This is a genomic window from Acidovorax sp. AC410, from assembly GCF_979253235.1.
Genome location: NZ_CEEDCG010000001.1, coordinates 5,704,992 through 5,721,371, shown reverse-complemented (window position 1 = coordinate 5,721,371; position 16,380 = coordinate 5,704,992). Strand labels below are relative to the sequence as shown.

Annotated in this window: 14 protein-coding genes and 2 pseudogenes; 8 read left to right on the top strand and 8 right to left on the bottom strand. The window is 68.0% G+C overall.

The genetic code is table 11. The features are described from left to right. Complete coding sequence (locus AC0IZS_RS26525; RefSeq protein WP_471638412.1) at positions 1–861, bottom strand: helix-turn-helix transcriptional regulator; 861 nt, start codon at positions 859–861, stop codon at positions 1–3. 110 nt (positions 862–971) lie between these two features. On the opposite strand from AC0IZS_RS26525, the gene AC0IZS_RS26520 reads away from it, so the two are divergent. From AC0IZS_RS26520 to AC0IZS_RS26510, 3 genes are read left to right on the top strand one after another with little or no spacing between them, the layout of a single operon-like run. Continuing rightward, the gene (locus AC0IZS_RS26520) at positions 972–1,448 is read left to right on the top strand and encodes a DUF3237 domain-containing protein (RefSeq protein WP_471638411.1); all 477 of its coding nucleotides are present in this window, start codon (positions 972–974) and stop codon (positions 1,446–1,448) included. 54 nt (positions 1,449–1,502) lie between these two features. Beyond that, entirely contained in the window at positions 1,503–2,504 is a 1,002-nt protein-coding gene (locus tag AC0IZS_RS26515) for a Bug family tripartite tricarboxylate transporter substrate binding protein (protein ID WP_471638410.1), read from the top strand. Between the two features lie 51 nt (positions 2,505–2,555). After that, positions 2,556–4,238, top strand: a complete 1,683-nt coding sequence (locus AC0IZS_RS26510) for a tannase/feruloyl esterase family alpha/beta hydrolase (protein WP_471638409.1) — start codon at positions 2,556–2,558, stop codon at positions 4,236–4,238. A gap of 172 nt (positions 4,239–4,410) precedes the next feature. Here AC0IZS_RS26510 and AC0IZS_RS26505 read toward each other — a convergent pair whose 3' ends face one another. Both AC0IZS_RS26505 and AC0IZS_RS26500 read right to left on the bottom strand, forming a co-directional pair. After that, positions 4,411–4,908 carry a hypothetical protein gene (locus AC0IZS_RS26505; RefSeq protein ID WP_471638408.1) on the bottom strand — a complete coding sequence of 166 codons (498 nt, stop codon included), beginning with the start codon at positions 4,906–4,908 and terminating at the stop codon, positions 4,411–4,413. A gap of 68 nt (positions 4,909–4,976) precedes the next feature. After that, a complete protein-coding gene (locus AC0IZS_RS26500; RefSeq protein WP_057203051.1) occupies positions 4,977–5,228 on the bottom strand; it encodes a GlsB/YeaQ/YmgE family stress response membrane protein in 252 nt (83 codons plus the stop codon). Between the two features lie 227 nt (positions 5,229–5,455). Here AC0IZS_RS26500 and AC0IZS_RS26495 point away from each other — a divergent pair, with 227 nt between their 5' ends. Further along, the gene (locus AC0IZS_RS26495; RefSeq protein ID WP_471638407.1) at positions 5,456–5,842 is read left to right on the top strand and encodes a hypothetical protein; all 387 of its coding nucleotides are present in this window, start codon (positions 5,456–5,458) and stop codon (positions 5,840–5,842) included. A gap of 52 nt (positions 5,843–5,894) precedes the next feature. Here AC0IZS_RS26495 and AC0IZS_RS26490 read toward each other — a convergent pair whose 3' ends face one another. Then, positions 5,895–6,479 carry a C40 family peptidase gene (locus AC0IZS_RS26490; RefSeq protein WP_471638406.1) on the bottom strand — a complete coding sequence of 195 codons (585 nt, stop codon included), beginning with the start codon at positions 6,477–6,479 and terminating at the stop codon, positions 5,895–5,897. A 216-nt stretch (positions 6,480–6,695) separates the two neighbouring features. Here AC0IZS_RS26490 and AC0IZS_RS26485 point away from each other — a divergent pair, with 216 nt between their 5' ends. From AC0IZS_RS26485 to AC0IZS_RS26470, 4 genes and pseudogenes are all read left to right on the top strand, one after another. Continuing rightward, positions 6,696–7,784 (top strand): PQQ-dependent sugar dehydrogenase, encoded by a 1,089-nt coding sequence (locus AC0IZS_RS26485; protein WP_471638405.1) that lies wholly within the window; start codon positions 6,696–6,698, stop codon positions 7,782–7,784. A 64-nt stretch (positions 7,785–7,848) separates the two neighbouring features. Then, positions 7,849–8,453: pseudogene (locus tag AC0IZS_RS26480) on the top strand (isochorismatase family protein). A gap of 22 nt (positions 8,454–8,475) precedes the next feature. Then, positions 8,476–8,880 carry a hypothetical protein gene (locus tag AC0IZS_RS26475; RefSeq protein WP_471638404.1) on the top strand — a complete coding sequence of 135 codons (405 nt, stop codon included), beginning with the start codon at positions 8,476–8,478 and terminating at the stop codon, positions 8,878–8,880. Between the two features lie 62 nt (positions 8,881–8,942). Next, positions 8,943–10,892 carry a propionate--CoA ligase gene (locus AC0IZS_RS26470; RefSeq protein ID WP_471638403.1) on the top strand — a complete coding sequence of 650 codons (1,950 nt, stop codon included), beginning with the start codon at positions 8,943–8,945 and terminating at the stop codon, positions 10,890–10,892. 8 nt (positions 10,893–10,900) lie between these two features. Here the strand turns inward: AC0IZS_RS26470 and AC0IZS_RS26465 are convergent, their stop codons facing one another. From AC0IZS_RS26465 to AC0IZS_RS26450, 4 genes and pseudogenes are all read right to left on the bottom strand, one after another. Further along, on the bottom strand, positions 10,901–11,401 hold the full coding sequence (locus AC0IZS_RS26465) for a YcxB family protein (protein WP_471638402.1): 501 nt from the start codon (positions 11,399–11,401) through the stop codon (positions 10,901–10,903). A 215-nt stretch (positions 11,402–11,616) separates the two neighbouring features. Further along, positions 11,617–15,453 (bottom strand): sensor domain-containing protein, encoded by a 3,837-nt coding sequence (locus tag AC0IZS_RS26460; RefSeq protein ID WP_471638401.1) that lies wholly within the window; start codon positions 15,451–15,453, stop codon positions 11,617–11,619. Positions 15,454–15,658: 205 nt separating this feature from the next. Next, a pseudogene (locus AC0IZS_RS26455) lies at positions 15,659–15,787 on the bottom strand (EamA/RhaT family transporter); the annotation flags it as partial. A gap of 50 nt (positions 15,788–15,837) precedes the next feature. Next, entirely contained in the window at positions 15,838–16,374 is a 537-nt protein-coding gene (locus AC0IZS_RS26450; RefSeq protein ID WP_471638400.1) for a methylated-DNA--[protein]-cysteine S-methyltransferase, read from the bottom strand. Positions 16,375–16,380: the final 6 nt, after the last annotated feature.

Genomic DNA, 16,380 nt, shown 5'->3' with positions numbered 1-16,380 from the left:
CTACCGCCCCAGCACTTTCGCAAACAGCTCGTTGCGAAAGTGGATGCCCATGCGGGCGAAGGCGCGGTTGCGGTAGGTCTTGACCGTAGGCACGCCCAGGCCCAGGTCGGCGGCGATGCCCTCGTGCGTCATGCCCTGCAGAACGCGGGCGCAGACGTCGAGTTCTCGGTCTGTCAGGTCGTGCTGCAGGCGCAGCAGCCGCTCGCGCAGCGCCGGCAGGCCCTGGGGCAGGGCGACCAGGGCAGGGAGCACGGCATGGTCCGTGTCTTCCTCCTGCACCAGCGGCACCATGGCCTGCGGGCGCGCCAGCGCGATGTGCTTGCGGGCCAGGGCCAGCAGCACGGGCGCCACGCTCTCGAAGCCGCTGATCTGGCCATCGCGAAACGGCGGCTGGTGCAGGTGGCGGTAGAAATTGACCGCGAACACCGAGCCGTCGCTCTCGTAGTCCACCACCGAGACGCGCTCGGCCACGCCATGCGCTTCGTAGACGCGGGCGCGGTGCTCGCCCTCGACTTCGGTGGCCGTCACATGGCACAGCCGCGTCAGCGGTTCGGCGGGGGCGTCCTCGAAGGGGCGGCCCCAGGTGCGGTCGCGGCGGTAGGGCCCTGACAGGTACGCCCACCAGCAGTCCTGCGTGGTGTCGGGCACGCCGCGGCTGGCGGACATGAACAGGGTGGGTTTGCAGCGCTGGCCCGTGCGGTACACCGACCAGGAGGCCGCAGGCAGCACCGGCGCCAGGTCGTCGAGCAGGCCGGATGCAAAACCGGACTCGCCCAGGCGCTGCACCATGCCGGCCAGGGCCTGGCCGCTGGCGGGTTGCCTGCCCGATGCGGGCGGCACAGGGGGAAGCCATTGCCTCATGGGGTGGGGGAGATCCGTGTCATAGCGCTGTCATCCTCAGGGATGACAGGCGGTGGGCACAACCGGATTTACGCTAGGTTCATAACTAGTTTTGCTGCGAACCACTGCCCATGACTGCCCTGTTGCCCCTGCCCGAACCCCGCCTGAAGTTCTTTGCCGACCTGCGCGTGCAGGTGGGCGCTCCGCAGGAGGTGGGCCACACGGCGCACGGCCTGCGCCGGCTGATCCCCATCACCGGTGGCACGGCCACGGGCGATGGCTGGAGCGCTCGGGTGCTGCCAGGTGGCGCCGACTTCCAGCTGATCGTGAACGACCGCCTCTCCGAGCTCGATGCGCGTTATGTGCTCGAAACCGATGGCGGCGATTTCATCTACGTGCAGAACCGGGCGGTGCGCTCGGGCCCGCCCGAGCTGATCGCGCGCCTGGTGCGCGGCGAGCCGGTAGACCCGGGGCAGATCTATTTCCGCTGCAGCCCGAGTTTCGAGACCGCCTCGCCCACGCTGGCCTGGATCGCCGAGCGCATGTTCGTGGGCTCCGGGGCACGCTACCCGGATGCGGTGGCGATGCGCTTCTTCGAACTGGCCTGAGTTTTCCCGTTTTCCTTTCCCCGACTCCCTCACAAAAAACCACTGGAGACAAGCATGAAGACTTCTTTCAAACCCGTCCGGCGCGCCTTGCTGGCCGCCGCCGTGGCCGCGGGCCTGGCAGCACCGTGGGCCGCCGCCCAGGCCCAGGCCACCGGCTACCCGAACAAGCCGGTGCGCATCATCGTCGGCTTTCCGGCCGGCACCGGGCCGGACATCGTGGCGCGGCTGCTCGCGCAAAAGCTCTCCGAAGCCTGGGGCAACCAGGGCGTGATCGTGGACAACAAGCCCGGCGCGGGCGGGCTGATCGCCGCCACCGAGGCCGCACGTGCCACGCCTGACGGCTACACGCTGATGCTGGGCGAGACCGGCCAGCTGAGCATTGCGCCCAGCAGCTACACCAAGCTGCCGTACTCGCCGCAAAAGGATTTCGTGGCGGTGAGCCAGGTGGTCACCTCCGACTTCGTGCTGCTGGTCAACCCGCAGAAGGTGCCGGCGCGCAACGTCAAGGATTTTGTGGACTGGACCAAACAGCAAAAGGGCCTGTTCCTGGCCACCTTCGGCGCCGGCACGCCGGGGCATTTTGGCGCCTTCATGTTCGGTGACGCGGTGCAATTGAAGCCCGAACCCGTTCACTACAAGAACACCACCGATGCGCTGGGCGGCCTGTTCAGCGGCGATGTGCAGGGCGTGTTTGCCAGCGTGGGCCTGGCCGCCCCCAATGTGAAGGCTGGCAAGCTCGCGGCCCTGGGCAGCACCGGCGCCACGCGCACCAACGCGCTGCCCGATGTGCCCACCATCAAGGAGCAGGGCTACGCCAACCTGGAGTTCTCGTCCTGGTTCGGCATCGTGGCGCCGGCCAAGACGCCGCCCGAGATCGTGGCCAAGCTCAGCGCCGACATCGTCCGGGCCGTGCAGTCGCCCGAGGGCAAGGCCAAGATGGAAGAGGCCGGTTTTCGCGTGACGGGCACGGGGTCGCCGGAGTTTACCAAGATCATCGCCGCCGATACGGTGACCTGGGGCAAGGCCGTGGCGGCCACCGGCTTCAAGGCGGATTGAACCGGGCAGAGCCGCACCCAGAACCAAAACAACACCCCCAGGAGACACACCATGCCATCCACTCCCCTTCGCACGCGCGCCGTGCGCCGCGCAGCGCTGCCCGCCACCGTGCTGCTGCCCCTCGCGCTGGCCGCCTGTGGCGGCAGCAACGACGGCCCCATGTGGCCCCCGGCCAATGGCGCCTACTCGGCGGCCTGTACCGGCCTGGTGGCCAGCGCCAAGCTGGCGGGCACCACGCTCGCGACCAGCTATGTGCCGCCGGACAGCAAACGCCCCGGCGGTGCTGCCACGGGCGCCTTTCTGCCAGGCCATTGCGTGGTCACGGGCAGCATCAATCCGCGCGTCGGGGTGGACGGCAAGAACTACGCCATCGGCTTCCAGCTGAGCCTGCCGGACAACTGGAATGGCCGTTTCCTCTTTGTGGGGGGTGGCGGCAATGACGGCATCCTGCGCGATACCTCGCTGAGCTCCAGCATCTCGGGTGGCACGCCCTCGCCGCTGGGGCAGGGCTTTGCCGTCGTGTCCACCGATGGCGGGCACATCGGCACCACGGCCAGCTTTGGCGCCGACCCGCAGGCGCGCATCGACCATGCCTACAACTCCTACGAAAAGACGGCTGTATCGGCCAAGTCGCTGATCGCCACGCACTATGGCCGCAAGCCCGACCGCTCGTATTTTTCGGGCTGCTCGGGCGGCGGGCGCCAGGGCATGGTGTTCTCGCAGCGCTTTCCGGACTACTTCGACGCCATCACGGCGGGCGCGCCGGCCATGCGCGTATCCAGCGGTGCCACGGTGGCCGCGATGTGGAACACCATCCAGTTCAACGCCATTGCGCCGCAGGACGCCTCGGGCAACCGCATCCTGTCGCAGGCCTTCAGCAATGCCGACCTGAACCTGGTCGCCAATGCCGTGAAATCCTCGTGCGACGCCGCCGACGGGGTGGTCGACGGCATGGTCAGCAACACCAAGGCCTGCAAATTCAACCCCGCGGTGCTGCAGTGCAGCGGTGCGAAAGCCGCAGACTGCCTCTCAACCGCCCAGGTGGGCGCGCTCACCAAGGTATTTGCCGGCCCGCGCAACTCGGCCGGCCAGGCACTTTATGCCGGCCAGCCTTGGGACCCGGGCCTGGCCGCACCGGGCTGGCGCGCCTGGACGCTGGGCAGCTCGACCACCGCCACGCCCGATGCGCGCTACATCACACTGATGGTGGACGCGCTGATCAACGAGTTCTTCACCCCGCCGGACCTCGGCTTCAACCCCCTGGCCTTCAACTTCGACACCGACCCGGCACGCATGGCCGCCTACTCGGCAATCTATGACACCTATGCGGAAGACAAGCTCACGGCCTACCGGCAGCGCGGCGGCAAGCTGCTGCTCATCCATGGCATGTCCGACCCGATCTTTTCGGCCAACGACACCGTGGACTACTACGAGCGGCTGGCGGCCAACAACGGCGGCATGGCCAGCACCCAGGGCTTTGCGCGGACCTTCCTGGTGCCGGGCATGAACCACTGCTCGGGCGGGCCGGCCACGGACAGCTTCGACTCGATACAGACCATGGTGGACTGGGTGGAGAAGGGCGTGGCGCCCGACACGATCGCGGCCCGGGCGCTGCCCACGCAGGCGGACTACCCGAACCGCACGCGGCCACTGTGCCCCTATCCCCAATTCGCCAAGTACAAGGGGACGGGCAGCGTGGAGGATGCGGGCAGTTTCGTCTGCTCGGAGCAATAGCCGCAGATCTACTCGACAGCCATAGCACTGCGCACAAGTCAGCGACCCATGCGACTGGCGTGACTCAGGCCAGAGCCCCCGCGCAAGGGCCGCCAAGCCGCACAAGCGGCGCTTCGCTTGCGTGCGCTGAGGGCGTCCCCTCGGGGGAAGGCGCGCAGCGACTCAGGGGGGCTTATTTTTTGGGTGCGGGCAGTTGCAGCTGGGCTTCTTTTGCGACGCGCACGCAGTCCTGCATGTGCTGCTCGCCCAGGTAGCGCAGCGTGGCATAGCCGATGGCCGCTGACACCGCCTGGCCGGCCAGGGGCACGTACTTGGCCAACTGCTTGGTGGTCAGACGCAGCCCCACCGTCTGTGTGGCGCGTATCACCAGCTCGCGGGTGATGAGTTTGCCGATCAGCACCGAGCCGACCAGACCCACGGCCTTTTGCACTTTTTCGCGCTTTTCGGGGTCGAGCTGGTCGAGTTGTTGGGCCGACAGGCCGAACTCCGAACTGATCTGCGGCAGCAGGCGCGAGAGCAGGGCGGCGTCCACCGCCCAGTCCAGGCCCGGTACGGGCACGGTGCTGGCAGCGGCGGCCACCAGCGCGCGCCGGTGCAGCAGGCGCCGGCTGCGTTGCACGGCAGCGGCCAGGGCGGGGTCGTCAGCGGCCATGGTCTGGGCAGTGGGCATCGGTCAGGTCCTGAAAAAGTGCTGGCTCTGATCTGGGGCCGCTGCGGCCCGGGGCAAGAGGCCGGTGCTCAGCTTTTGCCCTTGATCAGGCTGTAGATGAACAGCAGCACCATGGCGCCCACAATCGATGCGATCCAGCCGGCTGCGTCGCCTTGCTGGTACCAGCCCATGGCCACACCCACGTAACTGGCCAGGAACGAGCCTGCCACCCCCAGCAGGGCTGTCATGATCCAGCCCATGGAATCGTTTCCAGGTTTGATGGCGCGGGCGATGAAGCCCACGACCAGTCCAATCAACAGCGTTCCGATCAGTGAGAACATGTTTTGTCGCTTTGTATGCAGGTGAAAGAATGGCCCGACTGTAGCTGCATGGAAGGCTCCCGTCTGTCGGACAGGATGCCTGCACCCGCTCTGCGCTCAGATTGTTGACAATGTGTCCGGTGTGTAGGACTGATCGCACACGGCGGCGCGCGCACCGCTGATGACGGTGGGCATCGGGAGTAACTACAGTGATCGACATGCCCAGCACTGACTGCAGGAGTTCCGACATGCGCAGACCCGCCCCTCCCATCTCCCCCACGTCGTTCATGGTCGCCGTCGCGCTCGTGGCCGGCGTGTTTGCCGCCAGCCCGTCGAGCGCTTTTGCGCAGGGCGATGAAGCGTCCCTGCAACGCGGCGCCATGGAAGACATGACACCCCAGCAGCGCTACAACACTGCCATCCGCGAGGCCGGTGGTGGCATGAAGGTCAGCCTGGAGGAATGCCGGGCGATGGCGAGGGGCGAGCGCCGCGCCTGCGAGGCGCAGGCACGCGCCCGCTACCAGGCCGACATGGCGGCCGCCAGGGAATTCCTTCGCAACCCGAACGCCAGGCCGGTCAACGTGACCGGCGGCCCTGTTCGCGGCACGGAGTCCACCTACGTGGTCAAGCCGTGACGCAATGCAAAAGCGCGCCGAAGCGCGCTTTGTTCATGGCTGCTGACGCGATTTACTTCGCGGCAGGGGCGTTGGACTCGACCGCCGTGGCCGCAGGGGTCACGCGGCGCGCACCATCGAAGCGGCGCTGCCAGTACGAGACGCGCATGTCTTCGACCCGGATTTCCGACCCACTGCGAGGAGAGTGAATGAATTTGTTGTCACCCACATAGATGCCTACATGGCTGAACGTGCGGCGCATGGTGTTGAAGAACACCAGGTCGCCTGGCTGCAGCTCTTTCTTGTCGATCACCGTGGTGGTGGCGGCCTGCTGGTCCGCGCGGCGGGGAAGCAAAAGGCCCACCGTCTGTTCGTAGATCGCGCGCACGAAGCCACTGCAGTCAAAGCCCGTCTCGGCGCTGTTGCCGCCGCGCTTGTAGCGCACGCCGAGAAAACCCATGGCATTGCCCACCAGGTCGGACGCCTTGTCCGCTACGGTGTGGGCCTTGTCAGCCACGGTGTGCTGCATGTCCTTGAGCTGGGACATGAGGCCCTTGTCCATCAGGATCTTTTCCATGTCATCCGCTTGACCGGTGGATGGTGCAGCCTGTGCGCTGACAGCGCAAGCCATGAGGAGGGTGCAAAACCATTTGGACATGGGGGCGAAGGGTACCACGCTAAATTGCCCGTTTTGTGAGGGAAGTCACGTATGCCTGCACAAGGGGGCTGGACTTGCCTGCGCCATCCGCTTATACCAATGGGTTGCATGGAAGAACCCGGGTCCACCAAGGTCGACATGTATCTGACATCCAAATGCCGCATTTCTTTGCGTGCCCTGGGGTTTCTTGCTCTTTTTTCCATAGCATCCACAGGCATGGGAATCGCCCATGCCCAGGGGGCCGCCCCCGCTGCCAAGGCTGTCACCTTGGCGTCAGTGGCCACCGGTCTGGTGAATCCCTGGGCCGTGGCCTTCCTGCCCGAAGGCCGTTTCCTGGTCACCGAACGGCCCGGCCGCATGCGGGTGGTGGAGGCCAATGGCCAGCTGGGGCCTGCCCTGGCCGGCCTGCCGAGCATTGCCGCTGGAGGGCAGGGCGGGCTGCTCGATGTGGTGACCGACGCCGATTTCGCACGCAACCGGCGCATCTTCTTTTGCTACTCGGAACCCGGCGCGGCCGGCACATCGGACAACAGCACCGCGCTGGCGCGGGCCACCCTGGCGCCTGACAACCGCTCGCTGCAGGAGGTGAAGGTCCTCTTCAGCCAGAAGCCCAAGGTGGCCAGCAACCTGCACTTTGGCTGCCGCATCGTGCAGGCGGGGGACGGCAATCTGTTCCTGGCGCTGGGCGAGCGCTACCACCGCAAGGACGACGCGCAAAAACTCGACAACCACCACGGCAAGATCGTGCGCATCACGGCCGATGGCGCCGCGCCGGCCGACAACCCGTTTCGCGAGCGGGCCGGGGCCTTGCCCGAGATCTGGAGCTACGGCCACCGCAATGCCCAGGGGGCCACACTGGCGCCTGATGGCAAGCTGTGGATGCACGAGCATGGCCCCCAGGGCGGCGACGAGATCAACCTGCCCCAGCCGGGCCGCAACTACGGCTGGCCGGTGATCACCTACGGCGAGAACTACGGCGGCGGCAAAGTGGGCGAGGGCACGGCCAGGGCCGGCATGGAGCAGCCGCTGCATTACTGGGTGCCCTCCATCGCGCCCTCTGGCATGGCTTTCCTGACCAGCGACCGCTATGGCGCCGCCTGGCGCGGCAGCCTGTTCGTGGGCTCGCTCAAGTTCGGCACGCTGCACCGATTCGAAGTGGCCAGCGGCAAGCTGCAGCGCGAGGAAAAACTGCTGCAGGGCAACAACGAGCGCATCCGCGATGTGCGCCAGGGGCCCGATGGCTGGCTCTACCTGCTGACCGACAGCCCGCAGGGGCGCCTGCTGCGGCTGGCACCGGCGCCCTGAAGCTCCGCCCAGGGGCCTGGGGCTGCGACAATGGGGCATTCCCATTGAATTCCCGGTACACGCCATGCTGCTCGACGCCTCCGAATCCCAACTCGTCCTGGTGGATTACCAGGAACGCCTGATGCCCGCCATTGCCGAAGGCGCCGCCGTGCTGGCCAACGCCCGCCGTCTGGCGCAGATCGCGCAGCTGCTGGAGGTGCCGGTCTGGGGCACCGAGCAGAACCCCTCGCGCCTGGGGCCCAATGACCCGGCGCTGCGCGCGCTGTGCGCCAAGACCCTGGCCAAGATGCACTTCAGCGCCGCCGAAGAAGGCCTGGGTGAGTGGCTGCGCCCCCCGCCAAGCCCCAGCAGGGCGGCAATGCCCGCAGCCTGCCCAAGCATCTGCAAAAGCCCGCCCAGCAAGCGCCCGAGCGCAGCACCATCGTGATAGCCGGCTGCGAGGCCCATGTCTGCCTGCTGCAGACCGCCCTGGACCTGATCGACGACGAGTTCGAGGTCTGGGTGGTGACCGATGCCTGCGGTTCGCGCACCGACCGCAACCGCGACGCCGCCTTCGACCGCCTGGCCGGCGCGGGCGCCGAGCTGGTGACCACCGAGATGGTGGCCTTCGAATGGCTGGGCAGCTGCGAGCACCCTGATTTCAAGGACGTGCTGGCGCTGATCAAGTAGGCGAGGCGCTGGCGGACACACCGTGTTCACCTTTGGCCGCGCCCATGAGGTCCAGCATGCAGTGCGCTTCGTCGGGTCCCCGGAAAAAGCAGCCCTGCTGGTGGCGGTGATCGAAACGGTCCATGACCTGCTGGAAGGGCATGGCTCCGAGGCGGTGGTGCTGGGTTGCCTGCGCACGGCCATGGTCGAGGGCCGGTCGGGAACTTGGGAGTCTGCCGGCAGCTGGCTGCGCAAGCTGGGGACCGGCTATCCCGCCACCCAGGAGCTGTGGACCGAGCTGGCCGCGCACCGCAGCGCGACGGTACGCTTTCGGGTGGCTTGCCATGTGGAGGATCTGACCGGGCCCCAGCGGTCCGACATCTTGCGCCTGCTGCTCCAGGACCCGAGCAAGCGGGTGCGCGAGCGCGTGGAGGGGCAGACGCCCTGAAGCTCGGCGGGTCTGTGCGTCAGCTTGCAGCAAGCCCGTCATGAATAATTATGAATTCAGAAATGCACTCCAACCCAGGAGCGCAGACGAGATGCTGGAGACACCGCATGACACGCTACGCAGATTTCTACCGCCAATCCCTCGAGCAGCCTGATGCCTTCTGGGCCGAGCAGGCCACCCTCATCGACTGGCAGACCCCGCCCCAGCAGATCTGCGACTACAGCAACCCGCCGTTTGCGCGCTGGTATGTGGGCGGCACCACCAACCTGTGCCACAACGCGGTGGACCGGCACCTGGCCGAACGCGCCGACCAGCCCGCGCTGGTGGCCATCTCCACCGAGACCGACAGCGAGCGCAGCTACAGTTACGTCGAGCTGCATGTCGAGGTGCAGCGCATGGCCGCCGTGCTGCGGGCGTTGGGGGTGAAGAAGGGTGACCGGGTGCTGATCTACATGCCCATGATCGCCGAGGCGGCGTTTGCCATGCTGGCCTGTGCGCGCATCGGAGCGCTGCATTCGGTGGTGTTTGGCGGCTTTGCCTCGGGCTCGCTGGCTTCGCGCATCGAGGATGCCGAGCCCGTGGCGGTGGTCAGCGCCGACGCCGGTTCGCGCGGTGGCAAGGTCGTGCCCTACAAGCCTTTACTGGATGAGGCCATTGCCCAGTCGCGCCACAAGCCGGCCGCCGTGCTCATGGTCAATCGGGGCATGGCGCCGATGACGTTGCACCCCGGCCGCGACCACGACTGGGCAGCCCTGCGCGCGCAGCAGCTGGATGCGGTCGTGCCCTGTGAGTGGGTGGAATCCACCCACCCCAGCTACACCCTGTACACCAGCGGCACCACCGGCAAGCCCAAGGGCGTGCAGCGCGACACGGGCGGCTACGCCGTGGCGCTGGCGGCCAGCATGCAGCACATCTTCGATGCGAAACCCGGCGACACCTACTTTGCCACCAGCGACATCGGCTGGGTGGTGGGCCACAGCTACATCGTCTATGGCCCGCTGATCGCGGGCATGGCCACCATCATGTACGAGGGCCTGCCGATCCGCCCTGATGCCGGCGTGTGGTGGAGCATCGTCGAGAAGTACCAGGTCACGCACATGTTCTCGGCCCCGACGGCAGTGCGCGTGCTCAAGAAGCAGGACGCGAGCTGGTTGCGCAAGTACGACGTGTCGAGCCTCAAGGCCCTGTGGCTGGCCGGCGAGCCGCTGGACGAGCCCACGGCGCAGTGGATCAGCGATGCGCTGCGCGTGCCCATCATCGACAACTACTGGCAGACCGAGACCGGCTGGCCCATCCTCACGCTGGCCAATGGCATCGAGCAGCAGACCACGCGCTTCGGCAGCCCGGGCAAGGCCATGTACGGCTATGCCGTGAAGCTGATCGACGAATCCACCGGGGAGGAGCTCACCGGTGCCAACCAGAAGGGCGTGGTCGCCATCGAAGGGCCGCTGCCGCCGGGCTGCATGCAGACCGTGTGGCGCGATGATGAACGCTTCGTCAACACCTACTGGAAGAGCATCCCGGGCAAGCTGATCTACAGCACCTTCGACTGGGGCATCCGCGATGCCGACGGCTACCACTTCATCCTGGGCCGCACCGACGACGTCATCAACGTGGCCGGCCACCGCCTGGGCACGCGCGAGATCGAGGAGAGCATCGCCTCGCACCCCAACATCGCCGAAGTGGCCGTGGTGGGCGTGGCCGACGCGCTCAAGGGCCAGGTGGCCATGGCCTTCGCCGTGGCGCGCGATGCCAGCGGGCTCGACGACCCGGCTGCGCGCCTCAAGCTCGAAGGCGAAGTCATGCAGCGCGTGGACCAGCAGCTCGGCGCCGTGGCCCGGCCCTCGCGCGTGCATTTCGTGACCGTGCTGCCCAAGACGCGCAGCGGCAAGCTGCTGCGCCGCGCCCTGCAGGCCGTGGCCGAGCGGCGCGACCCGGGTGACCTGACCACCATGGAAGACCCGGCCGCGCTGCAGCAGGTGCGGGACCTCGTCGGGCAGGGCGCCGCCTGACCTGCCGCTCAGTGCGGGCGGATCTTTCCGCCGGCATGGCGCACGCTGGCCTCGATGAGGTCGCGCATTTCGGGCGACAGGTCGACCAAGGGCAAGGTGCTGAACTGGGCCGGAGAGAACAGCAGCAGCCACACGCGCTCGAACTTCCAGATCTCCTTCACGCTGGACCAGGGCAGGGTGGCCAGGCCCGCGCCCGAGGCGAGCGTGAAGCTGTCCTGGTCCGCCCGCAGCGTGGCCTCGGGCGTGCCGCCCATGTCGCGCAGCTTGCCCATGGCATTGCGGTAGTGCACCACGTAGACGGTGACGCACACCAGCAGGCTGATGGCCACCGCCGCCCCGGTCACGCCGATCTGCCACGACCGGTCGCCGCGCGCCACCAGCACCCCGAACCAGATAGCCAGCGCCGCGCTGACCAGCAGCGTGCGCCTGCCCGTCGAGCGACGCCAGAAGCAGATGACGGCGTGGCGCACCAGGTCGGGGTGGTAGTGCAGGGTGGTTTCCAGGGGCATGGCAATCAAGGCATGGCGAAAGGGCTGCAGTGTGCCATCTGCTGCAGGCCCCAGGAGCGTGCGCGGCAGAAGGAGCATCGGCTGCAACGCCCGACAAACCGGTCTCGCCGGGTATCACCTCCGGCGCCCAGGGGGCCACCCTGGGCTTGTCGGTACTACCCAGCGATCCTCGGTTTTCGGACGTTTCGCTTCGATGCCTTCTGCCGCGCACGCTCCTAGTGCCGCTGCCGCTGCCATCCCGCCGGCGTCTGCCACTGGGCGGCCCAGTCCACGAACTGCTCCATGGCCATGGGCCGCGCGATGCAGTAGCCCTGGGCCTGGGCGCAGCCCAGTTGCTGCAGCATCTGGCCCTGCTCGATGGTTTCCACCCCCTCGGCAATCACCCGGTAGCCGAAGGAGCGGGCCAGGCCGATGACGCCTTGCACGATGGCCAGGTCGCCGGGGTCGCCCATCATGCCGTGCACGAAGCTTTGGTCGATCTTGAGCGTGTCCATGGGCAGGCGGCGCAGGTAGGTCAGCGACGAATAGCCGGTGCCGAAGTCGTCAAGCGACACGGTCACGCCCAGTTCGCGCAGCCGCGTCAGCGTGGCGGCCACGGCGCTGATGTCGTAGAGCGCGGCGCTCTCGGTGATCTCGATCTCGACCTGGCGCGCATCGATGTCCGGGCGCTCGGCCAGCATGTGGGCCATCCAGTCGGCAAAGCCGGGGTGCTGCAGGTGCAGGGCCGAGATGTTGATGCTCAGGGGCAGGGCCAGGCCATGGCCGTTCAAACGCCGCAGAAGGTCCAGGGCTGCCCCGACCACCCATTGGCCAAAGCCGATCTCGAGCTCGGTGCCTTCCAGCAACGGCAGAAAGGCGCCAGGCGCAAGCAGCCCGCGTTCGGGGTGTTGCCAGCGGGCCAGGGCCTCGGCACCCACCACGGCGCCGCTGCGCATGTCCACCTTGGGTTGCAGGTGCAGGATGAACTGTGCGCCCGCAATGGCGTCCTGCAGGTGCTTGCCTTGCTCGCGCTGTGCCACCAGGGCCCGCTCCTGCGCGGCATCGAACTGGTGGAAGCGGTTGCGCCCAGCCTGCTTGGCCGCGTACATCGCCTGGTCGGCATGGCGCAGCAGGGTGTCGGCATCGGCTTCGTCGAGCGGGAACACGGTGTAGCCGATGCTGGCCGTGACAACGACCCGCTCGGTGTCCAGCGCGTAGGGGGCGGAGATGTTCTCCATCACCCGGGAGAGCATCCGCTCGCACTCGGCGGTGTCGGCCAAGTCGGGCAGCAGCATCACGAACTCGTCACCGCCCAGGCGGGCCACACTGTCGCCGGGGCGCAGGGCGCGCGTGAGGCGGCCTGCCACCATTACCAGCAGGCGGTCGCCCGCGCCATGGCCGAGGCGGTCGTTCACGGGCTTGAAGCCGTCGAGGTCGAGGTAGCCGACCCCGAGCTGGGTGCCGCGTTCGCGCGCCTGGTCCAGGCACTCCTGCAGCCTGCGCGCCAGCAGCACGCGGTTGGGCAGACCGGTGAGGGCGTCGAAGTGCGCCAGCTTGTGAAGCAGCACCTCCTGCTCGCGCTGGGGGGTCACGTCGAGCGCCACGCCCAGCATGCGCAGGGGCTGACCGTCGGCGTCGAAGCTCACGATCTTGCCCAGGTTGCGCACCCAGCGCGTGCCTTCATGGGGGGCGGGCACCTTCCAGGTGGCATCGAAGGGCGTGGCCGGCCGTGCCGCGTGGCGCGCCACTTCGGCCGTGATGCGGTCGATGTCGTCCGCCGCCACCGCGCTGGTCCAGCGCACCGAAGTCTGCGCGATGGGGCCCGGCGTTCTGCCCTGCATGGTGGCCCAGCGGCTGTCGCCGGTGATGGTGCCGCGCGCCATGTCCCAGTCCCAAAGGCCCAGGGAAGCGGCGGAGATGGTGAGCGACAGCAGCTCCTCGCGCTCGCGGATCTGCTCTTCGTACCGCTTGCGGTCGGTGATGTCATGCACCGAGAACAGCCAGCACGGCTCGCCGTCGAAATCGATGGCGCGCATGGACTGCAGCACGGTCAGCCGGGTGTTGGGCCGGCCATGCAGGGTCACCTCATGGCTGGCCTGTGGACCCTTCTGTTCGAAGGCCTGCATCAGCTGCCGCCGGTCCTCTGCGGTGAAGATGCCCAGTTGTACGGCAGTCTGGCCGATGGCTTCCTGGCGCGGTATGCCGAGCAAGGACTCCCAGGCCGGGTTCACGTCCAGGTACTGGCCGTCGGCGCGGCGCGACAGGCCCATGGGGAAGGGCATGAGCTGGAAGATGCGCGAGAACCGCTCCTCGGATTGGCGCAGGCGCTCGTTGGCGCGCTTGGCCTCGTCGATGTCCTGCATGACCCCGCGCACGCGGGTGACACGGCCGTTTTCGACAACGGGTTCGCCGCGGGCGCGCACCCAGACCAGCCGGCCATCGGTGTGATGCACCTCCAGCTCCAGGCTCCACTCGGCGCGATCGAGAATGCTGGCGCGAAAGTGGTTGCGCAGCGTCTCGCGGTAGGCGGGTGCCACCATGCGGTCGATGTAGTCGCTCGGCAGGGGCGAGCCGGGGGGCATGCCGTGGATGTCGAAGCACACGTCCGACCAGTAGACCAGTCCCTGGCCGCGCACGTCCTCCCAGGCGCCCAGGCGGGCCAGCCGGCCGGCCTGCTGCAGGAGCCCGTTGAGTGCGCGCAACTCGTCGCTGGTGCGTTGGGCTTCGGTCATGTCGTGGAAAACGAAGACAAAACAGTCTTCCCCATCCACAAGCACGGACCGTGCCGACATCAACCCTGGAATGCGCACGCCGCCCCGCTGCGCCACCAGGGGCAGCCGGTCCACCTTGCCATGGCGCTGGAAGGTCTCCAGCAGGCGCTTGCGCTCCTCGTCGGTGGCCCAGATCCTGAGCTCGGTCGAGGTGCGGCCCAGCACCTGGTCATGCGGTACGCCCAGCAGCTCGCAGAACGCGGGATTCACGTCGATATAGCGACCATCCGAGACACGGCTGATGCCCGCCGCGTCAGGCAGTGTCTGGTAGAAGGAGGTGTATTTGGCCTCCGAGTCACGCAGCGCCTGTTGCGCTTCGCGGTGCGCGGAGATGTCCACGTCCATGCCGATCAGGCGCAGCGGCTTGCCCTTGGCATCGCGCAGCGCTACCAAGCCGCGCGACATCAGCCAGCGCCAGCGCCCGGCGGTATCGCGCACGCGGAATTCGGCTTCGTAGCTTTCCTCCAGCCCCTCCATGGCGCGGGCCAGTTTGGCGGCGTTGCGCTCCCTGTCCACCGGGTGGCGCAGCTCGTACCAGCGCTGCCACAGGTCCGGTGCCGAGCGTTCGGCATCGGTGATGCCGAACAGGTCGTAGAAACTCCCCTCGCAGCGGAACTGGCGTGTATCCACGTCCCACTCCCAGCGGCCCCCGCCCAGGGATTCGAGTGCCATGCGCAGCTGCTGCTCTCGCTGGCCCAGTGCGTGCAGGGCCGATTGCGTGGCCGCGAGCGACTGGGCCTTGCCGATCAGCAACAGCCGGCAGGCGCCCAGCACCGCAATGCCGACACCATGGTTCCAGGGCAGATTCGCCCACCAGCCCGCCCAGGAGGGGCCGGGTGCGGAGATGCCGGCCACCGTCTGCACGACACCGCTGACCACGGGCAGTGTCAGCGCCAGGCCCAGCACCTCGCGCCAGCTGCTGCGCCCGCTGCGCAGCGCCAGTTGCCGCCACAAGGCCCCGGCGGCCCAGGCGCCGGCCAGCACCCAGGCGCCGATGGGGGAGGGGGCGCCTTGGATCCCGATCCCTGCAAGCAGGGCCAGGCCCGCGGTAACGGCGGTCGCCCGGGCCCCAAAGCACAGGGCCACGAACGCCGTGGCCGTCGGGTAGACCACCATGACCGGGCCCGGTGCCTGGAAATTGAGCATGGCCAGCATGGCGGCCGATACCAGTCCTCCCGCCACGCCCGCCAGCCATTCGGTGCGCCGCGAGGGGGTCAGCACCTCCATGGGTGGCAGCAGGGCCAGCGCCAGAACGGCCATCAGCAAAAGCAGGCTGCCTGCCAGCAGGGTGTTATGTGCCATGGTGCCCGTGGCCCGGTCTGTGTACCCGCAGGCTGGTGCCCGCTACCCTGCGGGCGGCGTCATGCCTGCACGGCAATCCCGTGGCATGTGAAGGCGTGCAGGAAACCGACGCAACAAAGACCATGCATTGAGTTTAGGGCCGTTCCGGTGCCTCCTCGGCGGCACGGCGCGTCCTGAGAAGCCCGGTTGACAACAGCGTGCCGGTGACGATGGCACGCCCCAGGAATCCCAGCGCCAGCCTGACCCGGCGCCGGCGGCCCATGCGGTCCCCCAGCCGCAGCCAGGCAAGCAGCGCACCAAACAGGGGCGCCGTGGCATTCAGGATGGAGTCGAGTCAGAGCGAGGCCAGCAGCACGCACTCGCCGATCCGGGCGGAGACGGGTTTCAATCCTTGATCGCTGATGCCGCCAGCGGGCGCGCACCCTCGATGGCCAGCAGGGCACCCTTGCGGTCCAGTCCGCCGGCATAGCCGGTCAGGCTGCCATCGGCGCCCAGTACCCGGTGGCAGGGCACGATCACGCTCACGGGATTGCGCCCGACCGCGGCGCCCACGGCCCGTACCGCGCGGGGGCGGCCCAGGCCCTGGCTCAGGGTGCCATAGGTAGTGGTGGCGCCGCAGGCAATGGCCAGCAGGGCGCGCCACACCTCCTGCTGGAACGGCGTACCGCCCGACAGGTCCAGCGGCAGGTCGAAGCCCCGGCGCTCGCCGCGCAGGAACTGCTGCAGTTGGGCGGCGGCCTCTTGCATCAGGGCATGGCAGGGTGCTTCGGGCCAGGCGCCGGGGCCGTCGAGAAAAGGCGTGGGCTGGTGCCGCTGGCCGTCGAACCACAGGCCGACCAGGCCCTGGGGAGAGGCCGCCAGGCGCACGGTGCCGAGGGGAGAAGGGGTGCGCGATTGCACCGTGGCGGGATGGAATTGCATGGGAAG